The following is a 22,175-nucleotide window of genomic DNA, read 5'->3' as shown; positions in this document are numbered from 1 at the left end:
CCGCGCTTGCACAGTTTCTCAAGACTTAAATCGCAGTAACGCGAACAGAATTTAAGCTCAATCCAAGATGATCATCATAAGGTCATATTTCTGTCACACTCGTCATCAAGTTGACATATTTCCCTCGTATCTTTATCCCAGATAAATCCCAGACTGATTTTGGCGTGTACGCAATATTTATCATTGAAATTCCTTCACTTGTCGGCAGTAAATCTGATTGCACAACGACGGATGAATGCTATTGTATATTGCGCCATGACGCTTGCTTAAAGGAGCTGTGCAGTGTCCCCGAATACCGATAAACTTTCGATTGATAAAGAACTCTCTTGGTTGTCTTTTAATGAGCGGGTATTGCAAGAAGCCTGCGATCACAATGTTCCCTTAGTGGAGCGAGTGCGCTTTTTAGGGATATTTTCCAATAACATGGATGAGTTTTTTAGGGTGCGTGTGGCTGCGGTCAGACGCTCCATTTTGCTGTCATCCCTGCAGGAAGGTCGCAGTAATAGCCGCCATTTAATGGCCAAGATCCAATCGAAAGTGATGGCATTGCAAGAAAGGTTCGATGGCATATACACGGATTTAATGCGCGAACTTGTGCGTCGTAATATTTTGTTAATCAATGAGAAACAATTAAGTGAGTTCCACAGCGACTGGCTGAAAAAGCATTTTAGAGACCATTTCAAACGCCATATCGCGCCGCTTATGGTCAATAATAATCGCGATCTGATCAAGCAAATCAACGACGACGCCACCTATTTGTGTGTGTGTTTGTTCACTAAAGCTCGCCGCCAATACGCCTTAGTCGAAGTGCCGACTAAAAATGTACCGCGATTTATCGAACTCCCAGCCGAAAAGAGTAAAGCGAAAAAATATCTGATTTTATTAGATAATATTATTCGCCACTGCGTAGATGAACTCTTTGGTCCCTTCTTCGAGTACGATGCTATCGAAGTGTATTCGATGAAGTTAACCCGCGATGCCGATTTTGATATCACTGACGAGCTTGAACAAACCCAGCTTGAGAAAATGACCAAGGGATTGAAAAAACGTCTTACTGCAGAGCCTGTGCGCTTAGTGTATGACAAAGAAATGCCTGAACACATGTTGGTGATGCTCAAAGAAAACCTGAACATCAGCTCGACCGAATGTTTGATCCCAGGCGGGCGTTACCACAGCTTTAAAGACTTTATCGCCTTCCCCAACCCGAGCCGCGACTACCTCGAAAACGAAAAACTACCGGCGCTCAATAGTGCAGGTTTTGGCCGCAGTGCCAACAGTTTCGATGCGATTCGGATGGGCGATATCATGCTCAACTATCCGTACCATAAGTTTTCCCACTTTACCGAAATGGTGCGCCAAGCGGCCTACGATCCGGCGGTGCGCTTTATTCGAATTAATTTATATCGAGTGGCGAAAAAATCCCATGTAATGCAATCGCTTATCGATGCAGTGAAAAACGGCAAACAAGTCACCGCCGTCATTGAACTCAGGGCCAGATTCGATGAGCAATCCAACATCGAATGGACCCGCATCTTGGCCGAAGCGGGCGTCAAAGTTCACCACGGTATCACCAGCTTAAAAGTGCATTCCAAGTTGTGTTTAATTGGCCGTGAGGAACAAGGGGAAATCAAACTCTATTGTCACGTCGGCTCAGGCAACTTTAACGAAGGCACGGCGCGGGTCTACACCGACTTGTCGCTATTCACCGCTAATCAAGAAATTGCCCGTGAAGTGGAGCAAGTGTTTGACTTAATTGAGCATCCGTATCGCCGCGATAATTTCCAGCATTTAATTGTGTCGCCCTACGATGCCAGACAAAAACTGAGTCACTTGATTGATAATGAAATCGTCAATGCCCAAAGCCATATGAAGGCGGCGATTACCCTAAAACTAAATAACTTACTCGATGAATCTTTGGTCCAAAAACTCTATGAGGCTTCAGCCGCTGGGGTCAAAATTAAGTTACTCATTCGCGGCATGTGCTCACTTATTCCGCAAATACCCGGGATCAGCGACAACATCGAAGTCTACAGTATCGTCGACCGATTCCTAGAGCACTCGCGGGTAATGCTGTTCCACGCGGGCGGTGAGAACAAACTCTTTATCTGCTCCGCCGACTGGATGAGCCGCAACATAGATAATCGCGTCGAAGTGAGTGTGCCGATTTATGATCTGCGCCTAAAACAGATGATAATGGATATTTTATCCTTACAATTCAATGACAACACTAAAGCGCGTGTCATCAACAAGGAACAAAGTAATCCTTATCGAAATCGCGGTAACAAACGAAAAGTGCGTTCTCAAATTGCCATTTATCAATATCTGATTAATTATGAGAAGCGCCAACTGCAAGAATTTAATGCCTTACGTATGTCCACCCATGAGGGTGACGCTGAGCGAGAAGTGAAAACTCAGCCTGACATAACACCTGAGTTACGGGCCAAAGCCAGCTAATCGCTGGCTTTATATCGCTTTGATTGCCTAAGGATAATCCGATTGGTAACCACATATTCGCACACACAGTCACACGCTACGCCCAGCAATGTACTCGCAAACTCTAAATCGCGCCACTTTGTCGCCATCGATATGGGGTCGAACAGTTTTCATCTGGTCATTGCCCGCGAGCAAGATGGCAGTTTGCAGATTTTACATAAAGAAAAACAACAGGTTCAGCTCGCCACTGGGCTCAATGCGCAAAATATTCTCGACAATGACGCCATAGAACGTGGGCTCAATTGCCTACGGGATTTTAACCAACGATTTTCCAATCTCGACCAAGCTCAAGTACGATTAGTCGCCACCCACACTCTGAGAATTGCCAAAAACCGCGATCAATTTATCGAGGCTGCACTCGCCATCATGCCCTATCCGGTGGAGGTCATTTCGGGCCATGAAGAAGCGCGTTTGATTTATAACGGTATTGCACAAAGCCAAGTGCTAGGGAAAAGTAATTTAGTCATCGACATCGGTGGTGGTTCTACCGAAGTGGTGATCGGCCAGAAAAATACCCCAACTCAATTATCTAGCCTGCGCTGCGGTTGTGTGAGTTTTAATGAGCGTTTCTTTATTGATGGGCTCATCACCCCTGCCTCATTTCGCGATGCCCAAAGTGCCGCCGATAAGCAGTTCGCATCGCTCTCAAAGGAATATTTCGCGGGCGGCTGGGAACTCACCTTGGGTAGCTCAGGCACAGTGAAAGCCATCTGCGAAGCAATTCAAGAAGAGCACGGCGATGAAACCATCACGCTGCCACGACTCAAACAGCTCAAAATCAAGTTGATCAAATGTGGCCATATTAGCCAAATCCAATTTGCCAACGTCGATGATAAACGCATTCCCTTAGTGCCCGCCGGACTTGCCATTTTGATCAGCTTTTTTAGGCGCTTACCAATTCAAAAACTTGAGTTTAGCCCAGGCGCACTGCGTGAAGGCGTACTCTATGAACTGGCAAAGATTGGTCAATATCAGGATATTCGCCACCGCACCGTCGACAGTATTGCCCAGCTTTATCATATCGATATGGCCCACGCCGCTAAGGTACGCGACACTGCGATGGCCTTGTTTGAACAGGTCGCCGACGAATGGCAATTAAGGCCCCATGCGCGCTTGCTCGCCTATAGCGCGACTTTACATGAAATCGGATTACACATTAATTCAAAATCCCTGCACAAACACGGCGGTTACATTATCAGTAACAGTGACTTACCTGGGTTTAGCGAAGCCTTGCAGCTGGATTTAGCACGACTTATCACCAACCACAGAAAAAAGCCTAACGAATTAATGCTCGCTGAACTCGATCCCAACCATAAGCTCACGCTCAATCGCCTACTCAGCCTGCTTAGGCTCGCTGTCTTGCTCAATCTTGGCCGTATCGCTAAGACGCTGACCTTAGATCATATTAAAGTGATCCCCGATGGACTCATGCTAGTACTACCAAGCCATAAGCGGAAAATCAGCTTGTTTATGAAAGATTTACAGCGAGAACAAAAACAAATGCTCACCCTTGGAATGAACCTGCGTTTAGTGTCTAGTCTGACTTAGCGGTTACGGCGTTAACTCAGCCGAACGTGCCTGAAGCGAGTGTGGGTTAGCTCTGTGTGAGTGAGTTTAGCGAGGATTCGGCACTGTTCGGCGCTAAAATATTGCCCTTAATCGAGGGCCATTATCTCGCCTAAAAACAAGGTTAAGTTAGCTGTCAATCTGGCGAGGTAACCGGATTTCAACAGCATAGCGGTAGACTTAATCCATGCGCCACAACAGATTAAAGTTTAAAGGATTTTTAACCCTTCACTAAAGCACAAATTCCTGCTCGCGCGTTTGCCGCTGAGTGGGGATTTCTGCTATCATCCACGGCTGACTAATCATAATTCCACGAATTTAAAGATAATCAGAGTCAAACCCTTTTTATCTCGCGATATCAGCCCCATCGCCTGCAGGTACAAGTATGATTAACCACTTTAGTGTGCTTGGTATAAAACCCAGTGCCAAAGAAGACGACATTAAAAAAGCCTATCGACGGCTGTCAAACAAATATCATCCCGACAAGTTGTTAGGCGCCTCGGAAGAGGAAAAGCAGCAAGCCGCCGTACAACTTGAACGCGTTAAAAATGCTTATGATGTGTTGTCCGATCCTAAGCGACGTAACGCGTTTATCAAAGATTTCAATAACGTCATAGTGACCGATCCCGCGAGCGCCATGCGCGAGCTGTGGGATCAATTTTATCCTTGAGCGTTTTCTAGAGTAGTGTCAAATGGTCAAAAAACTGAATATCTCACGCATTAATGAGCTTAAAAATAATGCCTACGACAATATCGAGTCCTACGACGATCCCGATACACCTAAAGCGCTAGAGCAATTTACTAGCCAAATCAAAAAGGTGTTAGAAGCCGATCCTAAGATGCTCGATACTGTGCCTGAGTACCTGCCTGTCGCGCTTTACGGTCGAATTAAATTTCCCGCCGAAGCCAAACTCAAGTGGGCACATTGGATAAACACGGCTACTCAACCCGAGTGGGATGAGTTTAAAGTCACGATTGGCTTTAACAATGCTGATTTACCTTTAGTGTTAGCCGTGCGTGGTTACTCGGAAACCTTACTGATTGAAAGCTGCGCCGTACTGTATTTACTTGAAACTCAAGGTAAAGCAACGCCAGCAGCGAAGCATCACGACGATGAAGATGATGACAACGATTATGTTGGCACCTCAGATAACGACGACGATGATGAAGGCGAAGAGGAAGATGGCTACTACGATCACTACGATGATGAGGACCGCTAATGAACACTAGTCTCATTGAGATTACCGTCGCCGAAATTAAAGAGTTGGCGGACGTAGAGCCAAAACAAGCGAGCAAACGCTTTGAAATCATTGCAAATACCATGAGCGATGAGCAATTAGTCGAAGTTATCGAACACATGGATATCGTCACGCTGACCCAAATCAACAGTCATCATGATATCTCTTGTCCTTCGATCATGTCTGAACTCATGACCCCAGAACAAATTCGCGACATCGTCTGTCAGCAACCTTTGTACTGGGAAGAAAAAATCAAAAACAATGCCGAAGAACTTATTCAGCATACCTTTGATTTTTTAACCTATTTAATTCGCATCCAAGATAGCGAAGAAAAGCAAACTGCGATTTTAGAATGTATCGCCGAAGATCCAGCGGGCCTCTTCTACCTGTCGATCCCTTTCATCGAAATGATGTTAGGCGAAAAACATGAAGATGAAGACGGCTACACAGATCTCTACGATGACGAAGAAGACACTGAAACCATCGGCTATGACAGCCGCGTCGCTAGTGAAGATGCACACAGCCTCAGCATAGACGACCCACGCAGCCTAATGGCCTTGATCCACGAGCTCGCGCCCGATGTTGAAAAAGCCATTAAGAGTCTGCTGCGAAACGAAAGCTCAGGTTGGGAAATGATCATCAGCAAGTTTGTCAACGAGCTGGTTATTCAAGCCAAAGAGAAAAACCAAGTGACGGATGAATACGCTGAAGTCGATGATATGTTTAGCTTTTTGGATTAAGGAATTATTTGATGCAACTGGTACTGCGTGATGTAGATCAAGGACCCTACCTGAGCAAGGTATTGATCCAAGGCCAAGCAGACGAAACGCTGAGCGGTGAACAGCTGTCACAAATCAAATCCAAAGCCATTTTGATGAGCCTCAAACTGGCCGATAAGTTTTACAACAAGTATAAAATGCACCTGCTCGAACAAGCGGCGCACGATGTCATTGGTGTGGTGAGTCTTGGTTTGATGGAATTATCAAACCAAAACCCACAGCAGGCGATACGCCTGTTGATCACCGCCGATGGCGTAGTCAAATGCTTTCAAAAAGGCTGGAGCATGCTCAGCACTGTCAGCAAGCATAAACTCATCAACGGCAAGTCACTGTACGGTGATGTCGACAAGTTCTTGCTCGAACAAGTGTCCAGCCCGCCCGATGCGGAAGAATGGTTAGGCTATGAAGCCTATCAAGATGCCCTGCTTGAACACCAACGCCAACAGTCGATTGCGGCCCTATTGGCACAGTTTTACGCGCAATCGAGCTATGATCCGCTAGATTTTCTCAATCTAGAGAGTGTATTAGCCGAAGCGGTACTGTATCGATTGTTGTTTGATGGCGCCAAAGTCAGACAGGATTTGAAAAAGCGTATCGGCAAAATCACCTTAAAAGAGGAATGGTTTACCCGTGAGCATATCGAATTGGAAACCCAGAAAGCGTTAGCAGAATTACCCGCAGAACTCGCTGAAACCATCAGTAAAGATCTCGGCAAAAACTTTGCCCCCGCCCTACTGCGTACCCTGCACTTTGCGAAAAGCTACCGCGAACTATTACTCAGCGACGCTTCACCCGAACGCTTAGAAAGATTCGAACACAAGGAAGGTCTCGTCGGCCTCCTCGGCTGGCCACTCTACATAGTACTTTGATCGGTACTCTAATCGGTACTTTGATCAATAGTGCGTTCAGTAGGTTAACGAGGGCTTGAGTCGCTTTAAAATGAGTGCTTTATTGAAAAATAAAGCACTTTTTTATTGTCTTGTTTCTCTATGTCCAATCCCAACAATCAGTATTTCGGTCTCAGTTTTGAGTGATTTTAGCTTGAAAATAAGTAACTTACAGAGATAAAACTCTTCAGTTAGATAAATTCTGGAGATTCATCCCTCCTCAGATAACCCCAAATCCGAAACATACCATTTTCTATCGAATAAGGAATTGAATATTGGGCTAATTGTGCGCTTACAACATCAGAAAAGTCCGTCACTCGATCCGCCACTAATCTGCCTAGCCATTCTCTTTTGAATGGATCAACTTCTAACCACTCAATGGTTTCTGCTATTTCAAGTAACTCGTGCCACCACACGGCAGTAAAACCTGCATTAGGGTTTTCATCATAAATCAATTTGTATCGCACATAGGGAATAAAGTCTTCAGATCCATTTAATGCCTTTTCAAGCTCGCACCACTTTGTTTTATTCATTACAGACGAAAGCTGATGCTCGTTTACATACTTCAAAACTTCAGAATTCATTTTTTAGTGTCTCAAGCGACTAAGTGAAAAACTAAATGATATAGCTTTAATAGATATATATTGCCAATAAAAACTAATTAAAATGACCGATAAAAAATGATGGGCAATAAATTAGGCCAGCCATTTTAAATCGTGGAGCGCATATTGGTTTGACCTACTCATATAAGCTTGCCATCGTATTGCTCGTCGACAGGGTGAATAGAAGCCTAGGGATTCTAAGTTTATGAACGAGAGCCATGGAGGGCGAACTGTCGTATCGCAAATCACCACGGCTCACCTTTCGAGCATTCGCGTAACCTGTAGGTTTAAAAGGCATACGTAACATACTTTTGGACAAAACCTTGTTAGATAATTCACTCTGCTTAGTCAGATTCGGATTAGCTATTCTATTAGTAACGTCTCTGTTGACTGTAAATTAATCAACTCTCGATATTACTAGTCGGAATAGGCATAACAGGGACATTAATCAATTCTATAAAGATTTGATTCATCTCAAGGGAAAAAAGCGCCCCAGAATAGCTGCAAACGGGGCATTGGGGATATCGTGAATCAGTCTGATGTAGAGTGATTCACGGGCACGATTTTTAGTAAAACAACCATGAGGAAATTTATGGCTAATGCTCGACTCACCGAGCAGATTTAGTTGGTCGCTCTTTAGACGTGTTTTTTGCACTAAAGCTGACAACTATTATGCTTTTGAATTTATCAATCAACAAATATAGATTCTTCTGAAGAATCAACATCAGGTAACATTTGAGCAAGGACTTTATCTACCCTTTTACCGTCCATATCCATAATTTCGAGTCGCCAACCTGCAACTTCAACAATATCTGTGGTTTGAGGTATTTTCCCTAATTCATACATTAAAAATCCATTTAGCGTTTGATAACGCCCATCCTCTTCATTTGGCAGTTGCTTTATACCTAAAGCGTCTTTTAGGTCAAAAATAGGGATTAGACCATCCAGTAATAATGAGCCATCTTCCCTTTTTATCACCATCTGATCATTCACATCTTCCTGAAAAAACTCACCAGTCAGTGCATCCATCATATCTTGAAGCGTTACCAGCCCTTTCAAATCACCATATTCATCAACAACAAACACCATCTGCGAGCCTGTAGTACGAAAATGCTCAAGTAGCTCCATTCCAGATAAGCTGTTGGGTACAAAGTTACAATTCTTAACGAGATCCACCAGTTCTAAACGTTCACCCGCGATAGACTGTGAAAGGAGTTGTTTAGCTGAAATAATACCCACCATATCATCAACATTGTTACGACAAACAGGAAATCGTGAGTGAGGAGACTGCATAACAGTTCGCAGATTTGCATCAAGAGGCAGGTTTAAGTCGAGAAATACAATATCAGACCGTGGCACCATCAATGAAGAAATAGTACGTTCATCTAATCGAAAAACGTTTTTAACCATCGCATGTTCATTGTGCTCAATCACCCCAGAAGATGAGCCTTCCTGCAACATTGCCTGAATATCTTCCTGAGTTACATTGTCGTCAAGTCTATGCGAAAATCCCATTAGACGCATAAGAGCATGAGTTGAACCGGATAACATCCATACAAATGGTTTGGTTGCTATTGCTAGAAATACCATTGGTTTAGCCATTAGACAGGCAATCCTTTCCGCACTAACTTGACCAATTCGCTTGGGAACTAACTCACCAATGACAATTGACACATAAGTGACAATGATAACCACTAGAACGGTTGAAAAGATGTTGGTTAAATCTGGACTTAGACCAAAAGTCTGAAGCCAAAGTGACAAAGGTTCGGCGAGGATGGATTCACCAAATATTCCGTTTAAGATCCCTATTGATGTTATGCCTATCTGAACAGTTGACAAGAATTGCGTTGGATCTTCTGCCAGTTTGAGTGCTGCTTTAGCAGTGCTGCTACCGCCATGAGCAAGGGCAGTTAGCCGTGACTTGCGAGCAGTCACAATGGCGATTTCCGACATAGCAAATAAGCCATTTAACACAATCAAACCAATAAGAATAAAAATTTCCATAGTCGTGGCTCTGGGTTCCGCTTTAAGTTGAACAAGAAAAAATGAATAGACAATTGATACTGAAACTCAATGAGCTCAGCTAAATATCGAAAGATAGCTTAGATACAACTCATGAAATAATCTTCTTAAAAAACAAAAGAATATAACGAAAGGACCTTTCCCAGAACGGGCTTGGGGTATGATTTGAAATTCTCAGAACAAACCATCTACTACCTGCTATCAACTTTTTGATTAGCCGTGTATTTGATTGTGTAGATACTTGTCTTAACTCATTGAAATAAATGGAAAGACAATGCTTATTGATAATGGCTGCAACAAATGAAGTTACAGCGTATCGTCGGTGAGGGTCCATAATCCTACATAAAAAAGTGATTGTAATTCGCATATTAAACGAAAAGAGAGAGTTGTAAAGTATTAGTAATTAACATAATTAGTACGAATACTTAAGCTCTGATATTAAAAAATTATAGCTTAAGTGTATGAGTAGTGAAGACTACTTAGGTCATCAGTTGTATGGAGCACTTACGTTTTTACCTTACTTAAGCACACTAAGGTTAACAAAAATTTAAGAAAAACACCTAAATTTTAATGAAGCTCTAGTTGATTAGAATAAAACCAAAAGGCATAGTGCGCACATAGATTTTAACCGTTATCACATTGAAGTGAATTTTTGCAAAGTGTCCTTATCCTATCTCCAATAACAGTGGCGCTGAGTGAATGATCCATTTTGTGAGAGTGTAAAAATGCTATACATAAAAATTTTGGGCAATGGATGCACAAAATGCACAAGTACAGCAGCGTTAATCACTACTATAGCGACTAATCGTGGCATCAGTATTAACTTGATTATGGAATCAAATCCAGAAGTGATGATGGACTATAGAGTGGTGAGCTCACCAGCAGTTGTTATTAACGAAAGATTAATGCATTGGGGCTCTACTCCCCAACCATACATGGTTGAATCATGGCTAAACATTTTACGCTGAATTGTTGCATTATCACTGCTCAATAAATCAACAGATTACTTTCTTGTTTTACCGTCACCTCAGATCCCAATTAACGTTCTATACATATAGAAAACAAAGAAAAATCACACATTATTATTTGTTGATTTGTTACCTTATTTTTCCCAAATAGCTGTAAGCACAACAATACTCATTAACAAAGGTCAGTCAATATCCAAGCTTGATACGACGAGTCTACTGGTTTCAATTAAGAATGGGGCAGAAGCGCTTTAACCCAAAGCTAACGCCAAATACTAGATTTTGCTCCCGAGAATCACTTCAAAGTCTGATCAACTGTAACGGTTTATGAAATCCCTGATGGTCAGGCCTTACTTTTTGGTAGTCATTACTTTATGTATCTCAAATTATCAGACAACAAATGGCTGAACTTCAAGCTGTGGTAAACTTTGGGGCAATAGCTTTTTAGCTAAACGAACAGCAGAAGAGTTAGTTAAGATTGGCATTGTTGCACCTGTAACCTTCTAAAACAGGGATATTTTGTTAGAGCCCTCAGGGAGGCTTCTTGTTAAATAAAGAGGTGATGAGTCACTGGGGAAACAATGAAAATTGATGCGTCACAACTGACAACAACTTTATTTTGCTTTTGGGCAAAAAGAAAAGCCCGCGGCTGCGGGCTTGGCGTCACTTAAAATCAACGGAATACAAGGACTGACTTAACGATACGTCAACGTTGTGGTATCCGTTAACTTGTCGTTATCTTTAACGGTCAGTTCAACTGTGTGTTGTCCACGGCGGGCAAGGCGTAATACCACTTGACCGTTAGCGCGGGTGCCGTTGTCGAACGTCCATTTATGTTGCTTGATTACGCCATCTGTATCGTAGCTAGTCGAGATAAACATATCGACGAACAGTAAATTGATACGCTGAATTTGCGCAACGGGTGATTGTTTCACGTTATCAGCAACCACTGTCACCATTTGCGACGTGCTATGGGTTAGGCCGTCGTTATCAGTCACAGTTAGCGTGACCAGATACTCACCACTTTGGCTGTAACTGTGAGTCACTACCTCACCCACTGCCACAGTGTTATCACCAAAGCTCCACTCGGCAGACACGATTTGTCCATCGCTGTCGGTTGAAGTGGATGTCAGTTGCACTGCAGCACCATTCACCACTTGAGTGAAACTGGCCACTGGCGCGACTTTTTCCGCTTCGAGCAAGAGTGAAATCACTACAGGATCGTGATCCGATGAGCGATACGCATCAGTAGCGAATAAGTCTTGGATTTGAGCAGGCGTCTTAAACTCTTCGTTGTAATCCAATACACGTGGTTCGTCGGTATTGATATGCCACTCAGTCACATCCACCACTTTATCTAACAAGGCAGCGTTTGCTAAAGCATGATCCAACTGACCCGATTCAGCCGAGAATACATAGGAATAAGGGTTCGGTTTTTCAAGTTTGGCAAACAGCTCACTAAAGCCTGCATTACCTAAGGCCGTTAATGGATCTTCCTTCGCATAGGCGTTCAAATCACCAATCAACAATACACCTTGATCTGGATATTGCTCGCTAATCCATTGACCTGCAGCCGTCGCCGCACGAGTACGAGTGATATTACAGTTGCCTTGACCGTCATTGAGATCAGGATCGCCCGCACATTCACTGCCCTTAGATTTAAGGTGATTAACCGCAACAACCACGCCCTCTTCACTGCCGTTCACGCTAAAGGCTTGGGTCAGCATTGGACGGTTTTTACTGTCGTCAAATAGGGGCTTTTGATCGCTATCTAATGGCGAATTGGCACTGGATAGAATGCGTGCAGCGCCCTGCGGCGTGACTTTATCGCTACGATAAATCAAGCCAACTGTGATGGCATCGGTGCCAATCGCATTCATGCCTGTTGGCGCGATATAAGCGTAACGCGCTTCACCCACAGCGGCATTCAAACCTGCGACTAAATCAGCAATGGCTGAGTTAGCGCCAAAGCCATCGTTCTCGATTTCCATCAAGCCAAATACGTCGGCACTAATGCCCACCATGGCACTGACAATCTTCGCCTTTTGACGCTCAAACTCGCTTAGGGTATTGGCACCACGCGCGGTTGGGAAACCTGCACCTTGGCCATCGCCATTGAAGTAGTTAAGTACGTTAAAGCTAGCGACTTTTAGATTACCGCCATCATTCAATGTTGGTGCGATTGGACGTGGGTTTTCCGCTACAAAGTTCACCGTCTCGATTGGCATAATACGATATAAATTAAAGCCATAGTGCATTACACCCGTAAGCGATGTGGCTTTATCGCCTACACGCACAGTGTTTGACGCGCTCAAACCAGGAGCGGGGAATTGCACAGGATCAGGATTCTGCGCCGTTAACCCATCATCCAATAAAATACTGTCACGTTGGTTAGCCGCGCTCACTGCCAGCGCATCCGCGCCCGGCGCAGCCACTTGCGTACCAATAAAGTGGCGCTGACTGCCTAATGAAATCTCGCCGTAACGCCCTAGGTTATAGACTTCGTTCACCACTAAATCTTGGCTGAAACGAACACGCATGCCCTCAAATGGCTCAAAATCATCACTGCTGTTAACCGGTAAGGTCACCACAGCCGCCGTTGGCAATGCTTGACCTGTGGCACACAACTTATGATCTGATACCGTCGTTAGTTCAGTTAAGCCTTGGTATTCAGTGACTTTGGCTTTTAAACGAATACGATCGCCCGCCACATACGCGGTAGGCGCAGTGCCGGTATACACAAACACCCCTTCCGAGGTTTGTGGATCGCTATCGGCTTCGTTATCAGCCATTTGTACAAAAATGCCCTTAAGACCGGCTTCTTGATTACTGACGACAACCGCTTCAACCACTAAGGTTTGACCATTAAGAGGACTGGCAGCGCCCGCGCCTTGCAGCGCATGAATTGCTGTGGCTTCTTCGCCGCACACTAAAGAACTCGGTGGCGGGTCAACGGGATCGGTTGGCGTGCCAGCGCTGAATTTACCGAGATCAGAAATATCATCCTTCGCAAAACCTAACCAAGTGCTAAAGCTGACCGCATCGTCACTGATGGGATCGGCAATTAGCTGTTCAGGATTACGGCGCAGGGTGTTGTCTTGAGTGGATAAATCACCACTACCCCACTCGGCACCGGGATCGACACCAACTTGACCTAAACTATCAATCACTTGATTTTGATAAGTCAGTTCAATCGCATCGTCGCCGTTAAAGAAGCTGGCGGTACTTTGTTGATTGGTCAGTGCAAGAATATCAGCAGACGCGTCGTTATCGGCAACTACATACGTCGCCCCCGCGGCTAATGAGCCAGTAAGCGTAATGGTCGTACCAACGTTGGTGCTGCCATTAAAATAGAAACGCAATTGGTATTGGCTTAAATCAATCACGCCCGCAGTTGGGTTATACAGTTCGATGGCTTTATTGTTGCTGCTGCCTTCGACGTATTCTGAAATGATCAAATTATCCGCGCCATGGGCAAGCCCACAAACGCTGCTGATGGCTAACGCCAGCACAGTTTTAGTGTTAAACATTGAGACCCCTAAATGTATTGTTTTATATTTTGTATTGAATTGCGATTTAATTGATGTGCTTAGATGCTTCAAGATGATGTCACCTCGAACACTGACGATACTATAGGCGACCAAGGTTACAAATTAGTTGCACCAAAGTTGCAACTTAAGGTTGATATTATTGGTGCGATTTAGCGATCAGAACTAGGAAGAAAGCAGTACGGGGAATGCTGGCCGCTCATTACAAATGCGGCCAGAAATAATCAATGTGATGGGGATAAATCGCTCTTAACAGAATAAGCAGAGCCAATGGATGAAAGCCCCGACGCAGGGCTATAAGGGCTCAAGTTTTTCATCGAGTAAATTGACCAGCAGTAACTCACCTTGGGCGTTCACCCTAAACTCGCCGTATTTAGCCGCACTGAAATGATCGGCCTGCCCTTCTTCAAAGAAAAAGCTGTTCGATGCGAGCTTGATTTGATTACCACGAACACGAAATTGCACCCGCAGTTGATCTTTACCCAACGCTTGGTCAGTATAAAAATCCATAAAACGCGCCACTTTTTGCCCATCTAGTGCCAGCAACAACTGACCCTGCATTTGTTGCGGCGCTAAGGCGCTACGCACATCGCGAGCAATGGCATATTCCAGCGCCATGTAATCCCCCTGCATTAACGAGCGCGGATCGACTGGCGCTAATGCAAAGCGCACCACTTGACCGTGATTAAGCAGTTGTTCGAATTTGAAAATCCGCCAATTCACGCCAGCGAGAATCGCAACAGTCGTGAACAGTACTATGCCCAGCGCCCATTTATGTGAAGCCGCCAGTTTTCCCATCACATTGCCCATCACATAGTCTCCTTGGCATTTTCATTGGCAGGAAATAACCGCCACATCAGCATCCTTGCCACCAGCAACAGCGCGCCTAAACCCATCAAATAAGCAGATTTCAGCAGTAGTGTTGTTTCTAAGGAATAATAATATCCACTGACAAACAGTAGCGCCGACACAATTCCCATACCTTTCAACCAAGACTCGTTGCAATAATGGCCAAGCAAGATCAATAGAATAGCCGTTGATAAACCCTGCATAGGTAAGGATAAACCGCTAACGATGACTAAACCGATAACACACCCTAGCGCCGCTGGTGAGCTTAGTGATTGCTGGCGCTCGCGCAAGATTGTCACCAATAAAAATCCGCAAATAGCGAAAATAATCAACAGATGAGTCAGTGTCAGCCACAGGCTTTGCTGCCAAGGGCTAAATAAGGCTTCAAAAATACTGTCCATACTAAAAGCGTGCATCAACTGCAACGAAAGCAACGCGAGTGCGAAACCATAGATGAGCATCCGAGACCTGCGATAATGACGCCCGAACTGATTGATATTTAATAACACTAGACTAATGACTACGGCAAAAAGGCTCGGGCTAAAATTGAGCAGTTCAAATTTTGCCATCAGGCCAATCACGCACCAACTTAAGCAAAAAGCGAATACAAACTGGGCTAGCCCATGGGCAATCAAGCCCCACAATAACAATGTAATACCCGCCATACAGAGATACCATGTGAGGCTAAAATCATTGTTAATTAAATCAAATAATCCCCATGCCACACTGATCAAACCACTCAAACAGGCGGCAAAAGCAAATTGTTCAATAAAAATCTGTTGCCGCGGTAAAAAATACAGCCCAATCCCCAAGGCTAAATAAGTTAAGCCAATAAATAAAATGACATCTTCTTCAACATGCTCAAAAATGGCACCAAACACTGCCATCATGAAGCTCAATAAAAACAACGCCGCTATCCAAGCAGCAAACGCCTGCATAATGGCAATATACCAAGGGATATCATGGTCTTCTGGCATTTGAGCTGCACTAACATTGCCTTCGGCATACAAAGCTTGCCAGTGTTTGATTAGACTTAATTCACTCGAAGCGTCGATTGACGTAACACTATCAGTGCAGGGTCGAGTGATCATTTCGCTATCCTGTAAACCATTATTGTTGCTCATGAACATCTCCCACGCCCACGCTCCCTTGGGTGGCGATTCTTACAAACTGTGGTTTAAGTTTCCGGCTTAGCTCCCTCAACCAAATACTCAAACCTGTGCTTGCCAAAATGATATAAAGCCCAATAAACAAAAATCCACCTATGGGGTCATTATCCTCAAACATCAGCTTTATCAGTAACGCGGCGCCTACGGCAATCAGGCTAAAACCGCCCAAGGCCAAGGGATATATGCGTGGTAATCTATAACGAAAAATAACGAATCCGAATATCAGATGGGCAAAATAACCACAGAAAATCCCAGTGCTGAAGCTATCACGTTCAAGGAAATCGTCGAAAATAAGCCAAGTGATTAACCAAGTAAAACAGCCCATAGCAAACAATGAACAGGCATATTCAAGGATTGGCGCATGCCAGCGCCCCGCGACTTTGTGATCTAAAAGTACAAAAGCATAATAGATAACTAAATTCAAACAGATAAAGATCAGCAATTGTCCTTGAGCGCCCCAAAATAATCCCCAGAAATGGGAAAAGGAATCCAGAAATATCCCTATGCTGAGGTTTAGCAATCCCACCAGCAACAGCCACAAACCATCAAATCCCGCCACCCAAGCAAAGGGTAAGATAACGAATGCCCATAGCGCGAATAACTGCCAAGGATCGGCGCCCGTTTGATAGGTTTGCCCAACTAACGCTAATAAGCCACCGACTAACACACTTGCGGCCAGTAGCACGCCATTGGCGGTCGTCGCACCAAAAGTGCTGTCTTTACGATAAGGGCTAACAGGGGAATAAATGTTGGCACGATAATAGAGCCAAGCAAATGCGCTGATAGCAAGTATTATCGCCACTTCAATCAGTCCAAATTTGGCAAATCGCCCCAAAGATTGCCAATTATAAGCAAAGAAAAAAATCACCCCACAGGCAAAACTTAACGCACCGAACCAGAGTAATAAATGAGCGATTAAGCGACGCCAACTCGACCCATCCGGCAAGACTGTCACCTGTCGATAAAGCTTATTCGCCTGCTCTTGCGTGATATGTCCCTGTTCAACCCAACCACACACTTGAGATTTTATCTTGCTCAATGTGAAATCTCCCTCATCCTGTTTGCGCTAGCTTACTATGACAGATTTAAAATTCGCACTTTATCGACAGCATTGAACAAATTAAATTGTGTATACTTGTAAAAAATCATTCATGCTAAAAATAACAAGGGGTGACTATGATATTGAGCCAGTTGTGTCGTCTACTCTTTTGTTTAGCCTTAAGCATTAGCGCATTTACCGCGGCTATCGCCCAAGATAAAGTTCAGTCGCCAGCGATTCCCAAGTCAATTCCGACAATTCATGTCGGTGGTTATCAATTTGCTCCCTATGTCCATCAACAACAAGACGGCCGTTACACAGGTCTCACACTCGATATCATTAATGCATTAAATCAAGTACAACAAGAAGTGGTCTTTAAATTTGCCGTCACCAGTATTGAGCACAGATATAAAGCCTATTCCTTAGGTCGCTTCGACATGATGCTCTTTGAGAATCCCGCTTGGGGATGGCAAAAAATAGCGACTCAGTTTATTCCGCTACATATGATAGATGGTGAAGTCTTTATTGCACTTAAAACTAAAGCTCATAACCAAAGCTATTTCAAAAACTTAACCAACAAGTCAATTGCGTTCATCAAAGGATATCACTACCAGTTTGCCCACTTTGAAACCGATGCGAATACGCTGGCAAAGCAATTTCGTCCCTTGTTCGTCAGTCACAATAACGCCTCTATCGAAAGCATTCTACGTGAACGCGCCGACATAGCACCCGTGACTAACTCTTACCTGCAGTATTATTTAAAGGTTCATCCAGAAGATAGAAAATTACTTTTAATATCAGATAAATGGGATCGAAAATACGCTAATGGCATTTTACTTAACCCCAGTTCACAGCTCGATAGCAAAAGGCTCTCACACTGGATTGAACTGCTCATCAATAATGGTAAACTCGCTGAACTCGCCGCCCAATACGGTATTCAATTAACCCCATAATTCGCTGTTTGTTTTTCAAACTCTGATGCTTCAATCGCGATGATTTATCAAGTTCTCATGAGCAATTTACGCGGCAGACAAAAGTGGCCCTAGCATAGCCAAAATACCAATGAGCAAGAAAATCAGCGCTTGCACTATGAGCATCTGGCCACTATTTGGTGGACTCAGAGTGGCAATGTAAAACTGCCAAATCGCAAAGATCCCGTAGTTCATCCCGAGGAATAACAACAGGCTAAAGGCATACATCCCAGGGATAACCTTAAGTGCACAGGCTAAAAGTGCAGCCGTTGAAACCACAAAAAATACCGATTGGCAGTGAAATAAGCACAGTAGCATTTGCTTGCTTTGCTGTGACACATTTGCCTTCAAGAGTGGCGCCAATAAAACCCGCTTACCATAGATTAAATGGTACCCACAGACTCCAGCACTCAAAACAGTCGCTGCCATTATTGTTAATACCATAGTGCTCCCATTTAGTACTCATATTTGATTATCTTTGAATATCGTAAACTGAACTAAGAATTTAAAACTGGGGAGAATTTAAAACCAAGGCTTAAATACTTGACCATGTAACTAGGACCCTAAAAACTGCGGTTGAGTTTCAGCCGAGCGAAAATAAGCAACTAGGTTCTCAGCCCCTAAGCCAAACAGGGCGAAAATCTATGGTGGAAACCGAATCAATATGAATGCCCCCATCAGCTCCTTAGTGCTTGTGCTTTAAGCAAAAAGGAGCCATCAGGCTCCTTTTCTTCACAATCCGTAAACGATTACCCTGACTAAAACCTACGATTACATAGTCGCCATAGTCCAATAATTTAAACGCTTTTGTGGATCGGCTAACAGGTTTTTACATTCTTCTTTATATTTACCCATTAACGCACCTAAGTTGCTTGACCCACCTAAGCTTTCGATTTGACGGGCTTTAGCATCGGCAACCGCTTGAGTGACCTCTGCTTCAGAGCTGTATTTCTTAGCTAAATTCTCAGACTCAATTTTAGAACTTTTTAAACGCTCACCCACGGCCTGCATTTGCGGTGCATTCATCGCGCCAATGGCTTCTGAGCTAATTTGATAGTAAGCGGCACATTCAATGGCTTCTTTACTAAACGCTTTTTCTGCTTCATCAGCCCAAACTGCAGTACTGGCACTTAAGACTAAACCACCTAATACTAACGTTTTTACCTGAGTTAACATGTTACTTTTCCTTTTAATCGCCATAAATAAACCTACTCAAGCCCTCGGTGGAGCTCAAGTTCGTAGATATAAAAATCTTGGTTACGCACAAAGCCTAAACCTTCATACAAGCCCTGCGCGCGCTGGTTTTTTTGCTGTGTTTCTAACATCAAATAACTCATATTATGCGCTTTGGCATAACTGGCGGCCTGTAGCACTAATGCCCGCCCAATACCGACACATCGGGCATGTTGAGTCACATACACATCATTGAGGATCAACATAGGGGCCAAACGTAACGATGAAAAACTGGGATACATTTGAATAAAACCTAATCCAAGCCCTTGATTATCTTTAGCTATAAATATCACCGATGAGCCATCTGACACTCTTGAATAAATAAACTGCTCCGCAGCCGCGAGATCATCCCTACGCCCATAAAACTGTCGGTACTCATTGAATAACACTGCAACCTCATGGACATGAGTCACATCTACTCGAGTTATGATGCTTGCCATGGGCTTTTCCTATTTATCATTAGAGTGTTGACGGTCGTTGTCGCAATCGAAATTGCAGACTGTTTTTCACCGTTGGCCACTCGGTATCAATAATGGAATACACCACGGTATCGCGGATCGTACCGTCCTTAAGAATCTTATGATTTCGCAATACACCATCTTGCTTAGCGCCCAGTCTTGCAATGGCTTGTCTCGAAGCTTGATTATGCCAGTGAGTACGGAACTCAACGGCAATGGCGTCTAAGGTTTCAAAAGCAAAGGTCAATAACAGCAGTTTAGCTTCAGTATTAATCCCAGTGCGCTGGGCACGTTTAGCATACCAAGTGTATCCAATCTCAAGACGGCGATTATCAGACTCCCAGTTGCAAATTCGCGTGCATCCGACGATTTCCCCTGACACTCTATCCCGCACCGCAAAGGGAAAACTCTGGCCTCGCGCTTTTTCTTCGAGTGCTTTAGCCACATAGAGCTTCATCTCAGTTGGCTCAGGGACACTGGTAAACCATAAACGCCAAAGTTGACCATCTGTCACGGCTAAACTCAATGCCGCCACATGGGACAAAGATAAGGGCTCAAGTACAATATGCTCACCACTTAAACAACCTAAGTTATCTTCACAGCCCACAGTATCGCCTCCGTTAGATGATAGAAAAGTGTGTTGTAGCGCACGTTTTTATCTAGCCTAACATTAAACGAGAATAAAAAAACACCCTATTTTCAGCATGATTGGACAAATTCATTCCATTTTCGGCGGCTTAGATAACCTAAAGCTTAAGAGTGTAAAAAAAATTGAAAAAATGAGTAGAAGGTAGTTAAAACAGGTTGGAATAAATACTGCTGCGGAAGAACACGCCGTGATGGCCAATCAATATCCGAGAAATAGCCAATGACATTGCGCAGTCGCGATAAGTGATTGGTGATTGGTGATTGGTGATTGATGATTGATGATTGATGATTGATGATGACTATGACCAAAAGCGACAATCAAGAGCAAAAACACCTAAACCTGTGGGCAGTATTTAGGCGTTTGTTATCAGGTGAAGTTAAAAGCTAAAGTTAAAAGCCATGCACGCTGTTACTGACCCTAAACCAGCCCGCAATGCTATTACGCTGGGCCAAGGTTTTGGTCACTTCATGGGGAAAACGCTCACTGAGGAAAATCACAAAATGGCCCATTTTAGGCGCGATGCGCTCAATCTCAATATCGGCTTCATCATAGATAATCAACTCACCACAATCTGCCGCTTTCCAGTCAGGATTTAAGAAAAACACTGTGGTTAAAATACGATTTTGGCTGCCCTTAAGTGCATCAACATGTTTTTTATAAAAGGCCCCAGGCTGATATACCGCATAGTGGCTTTCATAATCGAATAAGCCCATAAACAAGCGACGATTCAAGCCATTTTTGAGTTGTGTCATCAACTCAAGATACTGGGCATCGGGCTCATTTTGCTCTTCTAGCCACTGTATTCTGTCACGGCGAATGTCTGGATTTAAGTGCTGTTCAGAACCTCGACCGATAGAGGCAGCTTTTAATTCATATATTTCAGTTGATTGAATTTTTTCCAATAGTACTTGGCTAATACAGGAAGGAACTAAGTCAGATAAAAAGATATAGCCTTTGTCTACCAAGGCATCAGCGATCACGTCCAGCATTGCTTCACTTAATTGCGAAACCATTATGCTACATCCAAAAAAGGGCTACGCTTTTGCTGTACTCAAGGGCTCAAGGAGGGATTAAGTGAGCCTGATTTTCGAGGGGCGTCGATAAGAGATATGATTGCCATATCTCAACGATAAATTTTGCGAAATTCTAGAATAAAGAAGACGGAATTACAATAAAATAAAAACCTATATAAACAACACGTTAACATTAACCAAACAGTTCAACAGGCGCATCATGATCACTAAGCTGCAAACAACGCTCAAAGTGTAATCCAAGTTTGTTCAGCAAAGCTTTTGAAGCACTATTATGACTGCTAACAATCGCGACAATACGCTCAATACCTAAACTTTTACCTAAGTCAAAAGCGGCTTTAGCCGCTTCGAATGCATAGCCCTTGCCCCAATATTGCGGCAAAAAAGCATAGCCTATATCGACATTGTCCAGTGTCGGCCGTTTGATTAAACCGCAGATGCCAATGGTGAATCCATTCTCGGCGAGCACTACAGCATAAAAACCAAAACCGCACTCGGCATAACTTTTCATCGGTCCATTGACGATATAATCCTTAGCCTGCACAAGTGTGCGTACTCCTCTATCCCCGATATTCTCTATAAAGCCTTGGCTGTTGAGCAAGACTAACATAAAAGAAGCGTCGGCTGGGGTTAACTGCCGCAGGATGAGTCTAGGAGTACGCGCAACTTGCATAGA

At 43.8% G+C, this 22,175-nt stretch carries 20 protein-coding genes; 8 read left to right on the top strand and 12 right to left on the bottom strand.

The window, feature by feature from the left end; all coding sequences use genetic code 11:
* Positions 1 to 282: 282 nt before the first annotated feature.
* The 6 genes from ppk1 to atcC all read left to right on the top strand — a co-directional run bounded on the left by ppk1 (position 283) and on the right by atcC (position 6,945).
* A complete protein-coding gene (ppk1, locus tag L5M49_RS00685) occupies positions 283 to 2,454 on the top strand; it encodes a polyphosphate kinase 1 (protein WP_028760273.1) in 2,172 nt (723 codons plus the stop codon).
* Between the two features lie 42 nt (positions 2,455 to 2,496).
* Positions 2,497 to 4,041, top strand: a complete 1,545-nt coding sequence (ppx, locus tag L5M49_RS00680) for an exopolyphosphatase (RefSeq protein ID WP_173496575.1) — start codon at positions 2,497 to 2,499, stop codon at positions 4,039 to 4,041.
* A 403-nt stretch (positions 4,042 to 4,444) separates the two neighbouring features.
* Positions 4,445 to 4,729, top strand: a complete 285-nt coding sequence (locus L5M49_RS00675; protein WP_006081330.1) for a J domain-containing protein — start codon at positions 4,445 to 4,447, stop codon at positions 4,727 to 4,729.
* A 22-nt stretch (positions 4,730 to 4,751) separates the two neighbouring features.
* Positions 4,752 to 5,279: a cold adaptation protein AtcA gene (gene atcA, locus L5M49_RS00670; RefSeq protein WP_115015148.1), complete on the top strand. Its 528-nt coding sequence runs from the start codon at positions 4,752 to 4,754 to the stop codon at positions 5,277 to 5,279.
* Positions 5,279 to 6,037, top strand: a complete 759-nt coding sequence (gene atcB / locus L5M49_RS00665; protein ID WP_006086363.1) for a cold adaptation protein AtcB — start codon at positions 5,279 to 5,281, stop codon at positions 6,035 to 6,037. The genes atcA and atcB overlap by 1 nt, the downstream gene beginning before the upstream one ends.
* Before the next feature lie 11 nt (positions 6,038 to 6,048).
* A complete protein-coding gene (atcC, locus tag L5M49_RS00660; RefSeq protein WP_263265253.1) occupies positions 6,049 to 6,945 on the top strand; it encodes a cold adaptation protein AtcC in 897 nt (298 codons plus the stop codon).
* A gap of 209 nt (positions 6,946 to 7,154) precedes the next feature.
* Here the strand turns inward: atcC and L5M49_RS00655 are convergent, their stop codons facing one another.
* Entirely contained in the window at positions 7,155 to 7,547 is a 393-nt protein-coding gene (locus tag L5M49_RS00655; protein WP_028760278.1) for a DUF6678 family protein, read from the bottom strand.
* 705 nt (positions 7,548 to 8,252) lie between these two features.
* Positions 8,253 to 9,569 carry a hemolysin family protein gene (locus L5M49_RS00650; protein WP_263265252.1) on the bottom strand — a complete coding sequence of 439 codons (1,317 nt, stop codon included), beginning with the start codon at positions 9,567 to 9,569 and terminating at the stop codon, positions 8,253 to 8,255.
* Positions 9,570 to 10,312: 743 nt separating this feature from the next.
* On the opposite strand from L5M49_RS00650, the gene L5M49_RS00645 reads away from it, so the two are divergent.
* A complete protein-coding gene (locus L5M49_RS00645) occupies positions 10,313 to 10,555 on the top strand; it encodes a thioredoxin family protein (protein WP_028760280.1) in 243 nt (80 codons plus the stop codon).
* A 692-nt stretch (positions 10,556 to 11,247) separates the two neighbouring features.
* Here L5M49_RS00645 and L5M49_RS00640 read toward each other — a convergent pair.
* From L5M49_RS00640 to L5M49_RS00625, 4 genes are all read right to left on the bottom strand, one after another.
* Positions 11,248 to 14,082: an ExeM/NucH family extracellular endonuclease gene (locus L5M49_RS00640; RefSeq protein ID WP_263265251.1), complete on the bottom strand. Its 2,835-nt coding sequence runs from the start codon at positions 14,080 to 14,082 to the stop codon at positions 11,248 to 11,250.
* A gap of 312 nt (positions 14,083 to 14,394) precedes the next feature.
* Positions 14,395 to 14,910 carry a GDYXXLXY domain-containing protein gene (locus tag L5M49_RS00635; RefSeq protein WP_126492131.1) on the bottom strand — a complete coding sequence of 172 codons (516 nt, stop codon included), beginning with the start codon at positions 14,908 to 14,910 and terminating at the stop codon, positions 14,395 to 14,397.
* Positions 14,910 to 16,073: a DUF4401 domain-containing protein gene (locus tag L5M49_RS00630; RefSeq protein WP_263265250.1), complete on the bottom strand. Its 1,164-nt coding sequence runs from the start codon at positions 16,071 to 16,073 to the stop codon at positions 14,910 to 14,912. The genes L5M49_RS00635 and L5M49_RS00630 overlap by 1 nt, the downstream gene beginning before the upstream one ends.
* On the bottom strand, positions 16,060 to 17,157 hold the full coding sequence (locus L5M49_RS00625) for a DUF2157 domain-containing protein (RefSeq protein WP_263265249.1): 1,098 nt from the start codon (positions 17,155 to 17,157) through the stop codon (positions 16,060 to 16,062). The genes L5M49_RS00630 and L5M49_RS00625 overlap by 14 nt, the downstream gene beginning before the upstream one ends.
* A gap of 137 nt (positions 17,158 to 17,294) precedes the next feature.
* Between L5M49_RS00625 and L5M49_RS00620 the strand changes: the two genes are divergently transcribed.
* On the top strand, positions 17,295 to 18,110 hold the full coding sequence (locus tag L5M49_RS00620; protein ID WP_263265248.1) for a substrate-binding periplasmic protein: 816 nt from the start codon (positions 17,295 to 17,297) through the stop codon (positions 18,108 to 18,110).
* 66 nt (positions 18,111 to 18,176) lie between these two features.
* Here the strand turns inward: L5M49_RS00620 and L5M49_RS00615 are convergent, their stop codons facing one another.
* The 6 genes from L5M49_RS00615 to L5M49_RS00590 all read right to left on the bottom strand — a co-directional run bounded on the left by L5M49_RS00615 (position 18,177) and on the right by L5M49_RS00590 (position 22,172).
* On the bottom strand, positions 18,177 to 18,572 hold the full coding sequence (locus L5M49_RS00615) for a hypothetical protein (RefSeq protein ID WP_168823966.1): 396 nt from the start codon (positions 18,570 to 18,572) through the stop codon (positions 18,177 to 18,179).
* A 327-nt stretch (positions 18,573 to 18,899) separates the two neighbouring features.
* Positions 18,900 to 19,304 (bottom strand): hypothetical protein, encoded by a 405-nt coding sequence (locus tag L5M49_RS00610; protein WP_105252762.1) that lies wholly within the window; start codon positions 19,302 to 19,304, stop codon positions 18,900 to 18,902.
* Positions 19,305 to 19,336: 32 nt separating this feature from the next.
* Positions 19,337 to 19,801: a GNAT family N-acetyltransferase gene (locus tag L5M49_RS00605; protein WP_173245345.1), complete on the bottom strand. Its 465-nt coding sequence runs from the start codon at positions 19,799 to 19,801 to the stop codon at positions 19,337 to 19,339.
* Between the two features lie 19 nt (positions 19,802 to 19,820).
* Positions 19,821 to 20,426, bottom strand: coding sequence for a GNAT family N-acetyltransferase (locus L5M49_RS00600; RefSeq protein ID WP_173245348.1), 606 nt, complete (start codon positions 20,424 to 20,426; stop codon positions 19,821 to 19,823).
* Between the two features lie 431 nt (positions 20,427 to 20,857).
* Positions 20,858 to 21,481 carry a 2OG-Fe(II) oxygenase gene (locus tag L5M49_RS00595; protein WP_028760290.1) on the bottom strand — a complete coding sequence of 208 codons (624 nt, stop codon included), beginning with the start codon at positions 21,479 to 21,481 and terminating at the stop codon, positions 20,858 to 20,860.
* 193 nt (positions 21,482 to 21,674) lie between these two features.
* The gene (locus L5M49_RS00590; protein ID WP_131525839.1) at positions 21,675 to 22,172 is read right to left on the bottom strand and encodes a GNAT family N-acetyltransferase; all 498 of its coding nucleotides are present in this window, start codon (positions 22,170 to 22,172) and stop codon (positions 21,675 to 21,677) included.
* Positions 22,173 to 22,175: the final 3 nt, after the last annotated feature.

This window comes from Shewanella sp. SM74 (genome assembly GCF_025653725.1).
Taxonomy (GTDB): domain Bacteria; phylum Pseudomonadota; class Gammaproteobacteria; order Enterobacterales; family Shewanellaceae; genus Shewanella; species Shewanella oncorhynchi.
Note: the sequence above shows the minus strand (reverse complement) of the source record. Positions and strands in the feature narration are given on the sequence as shown.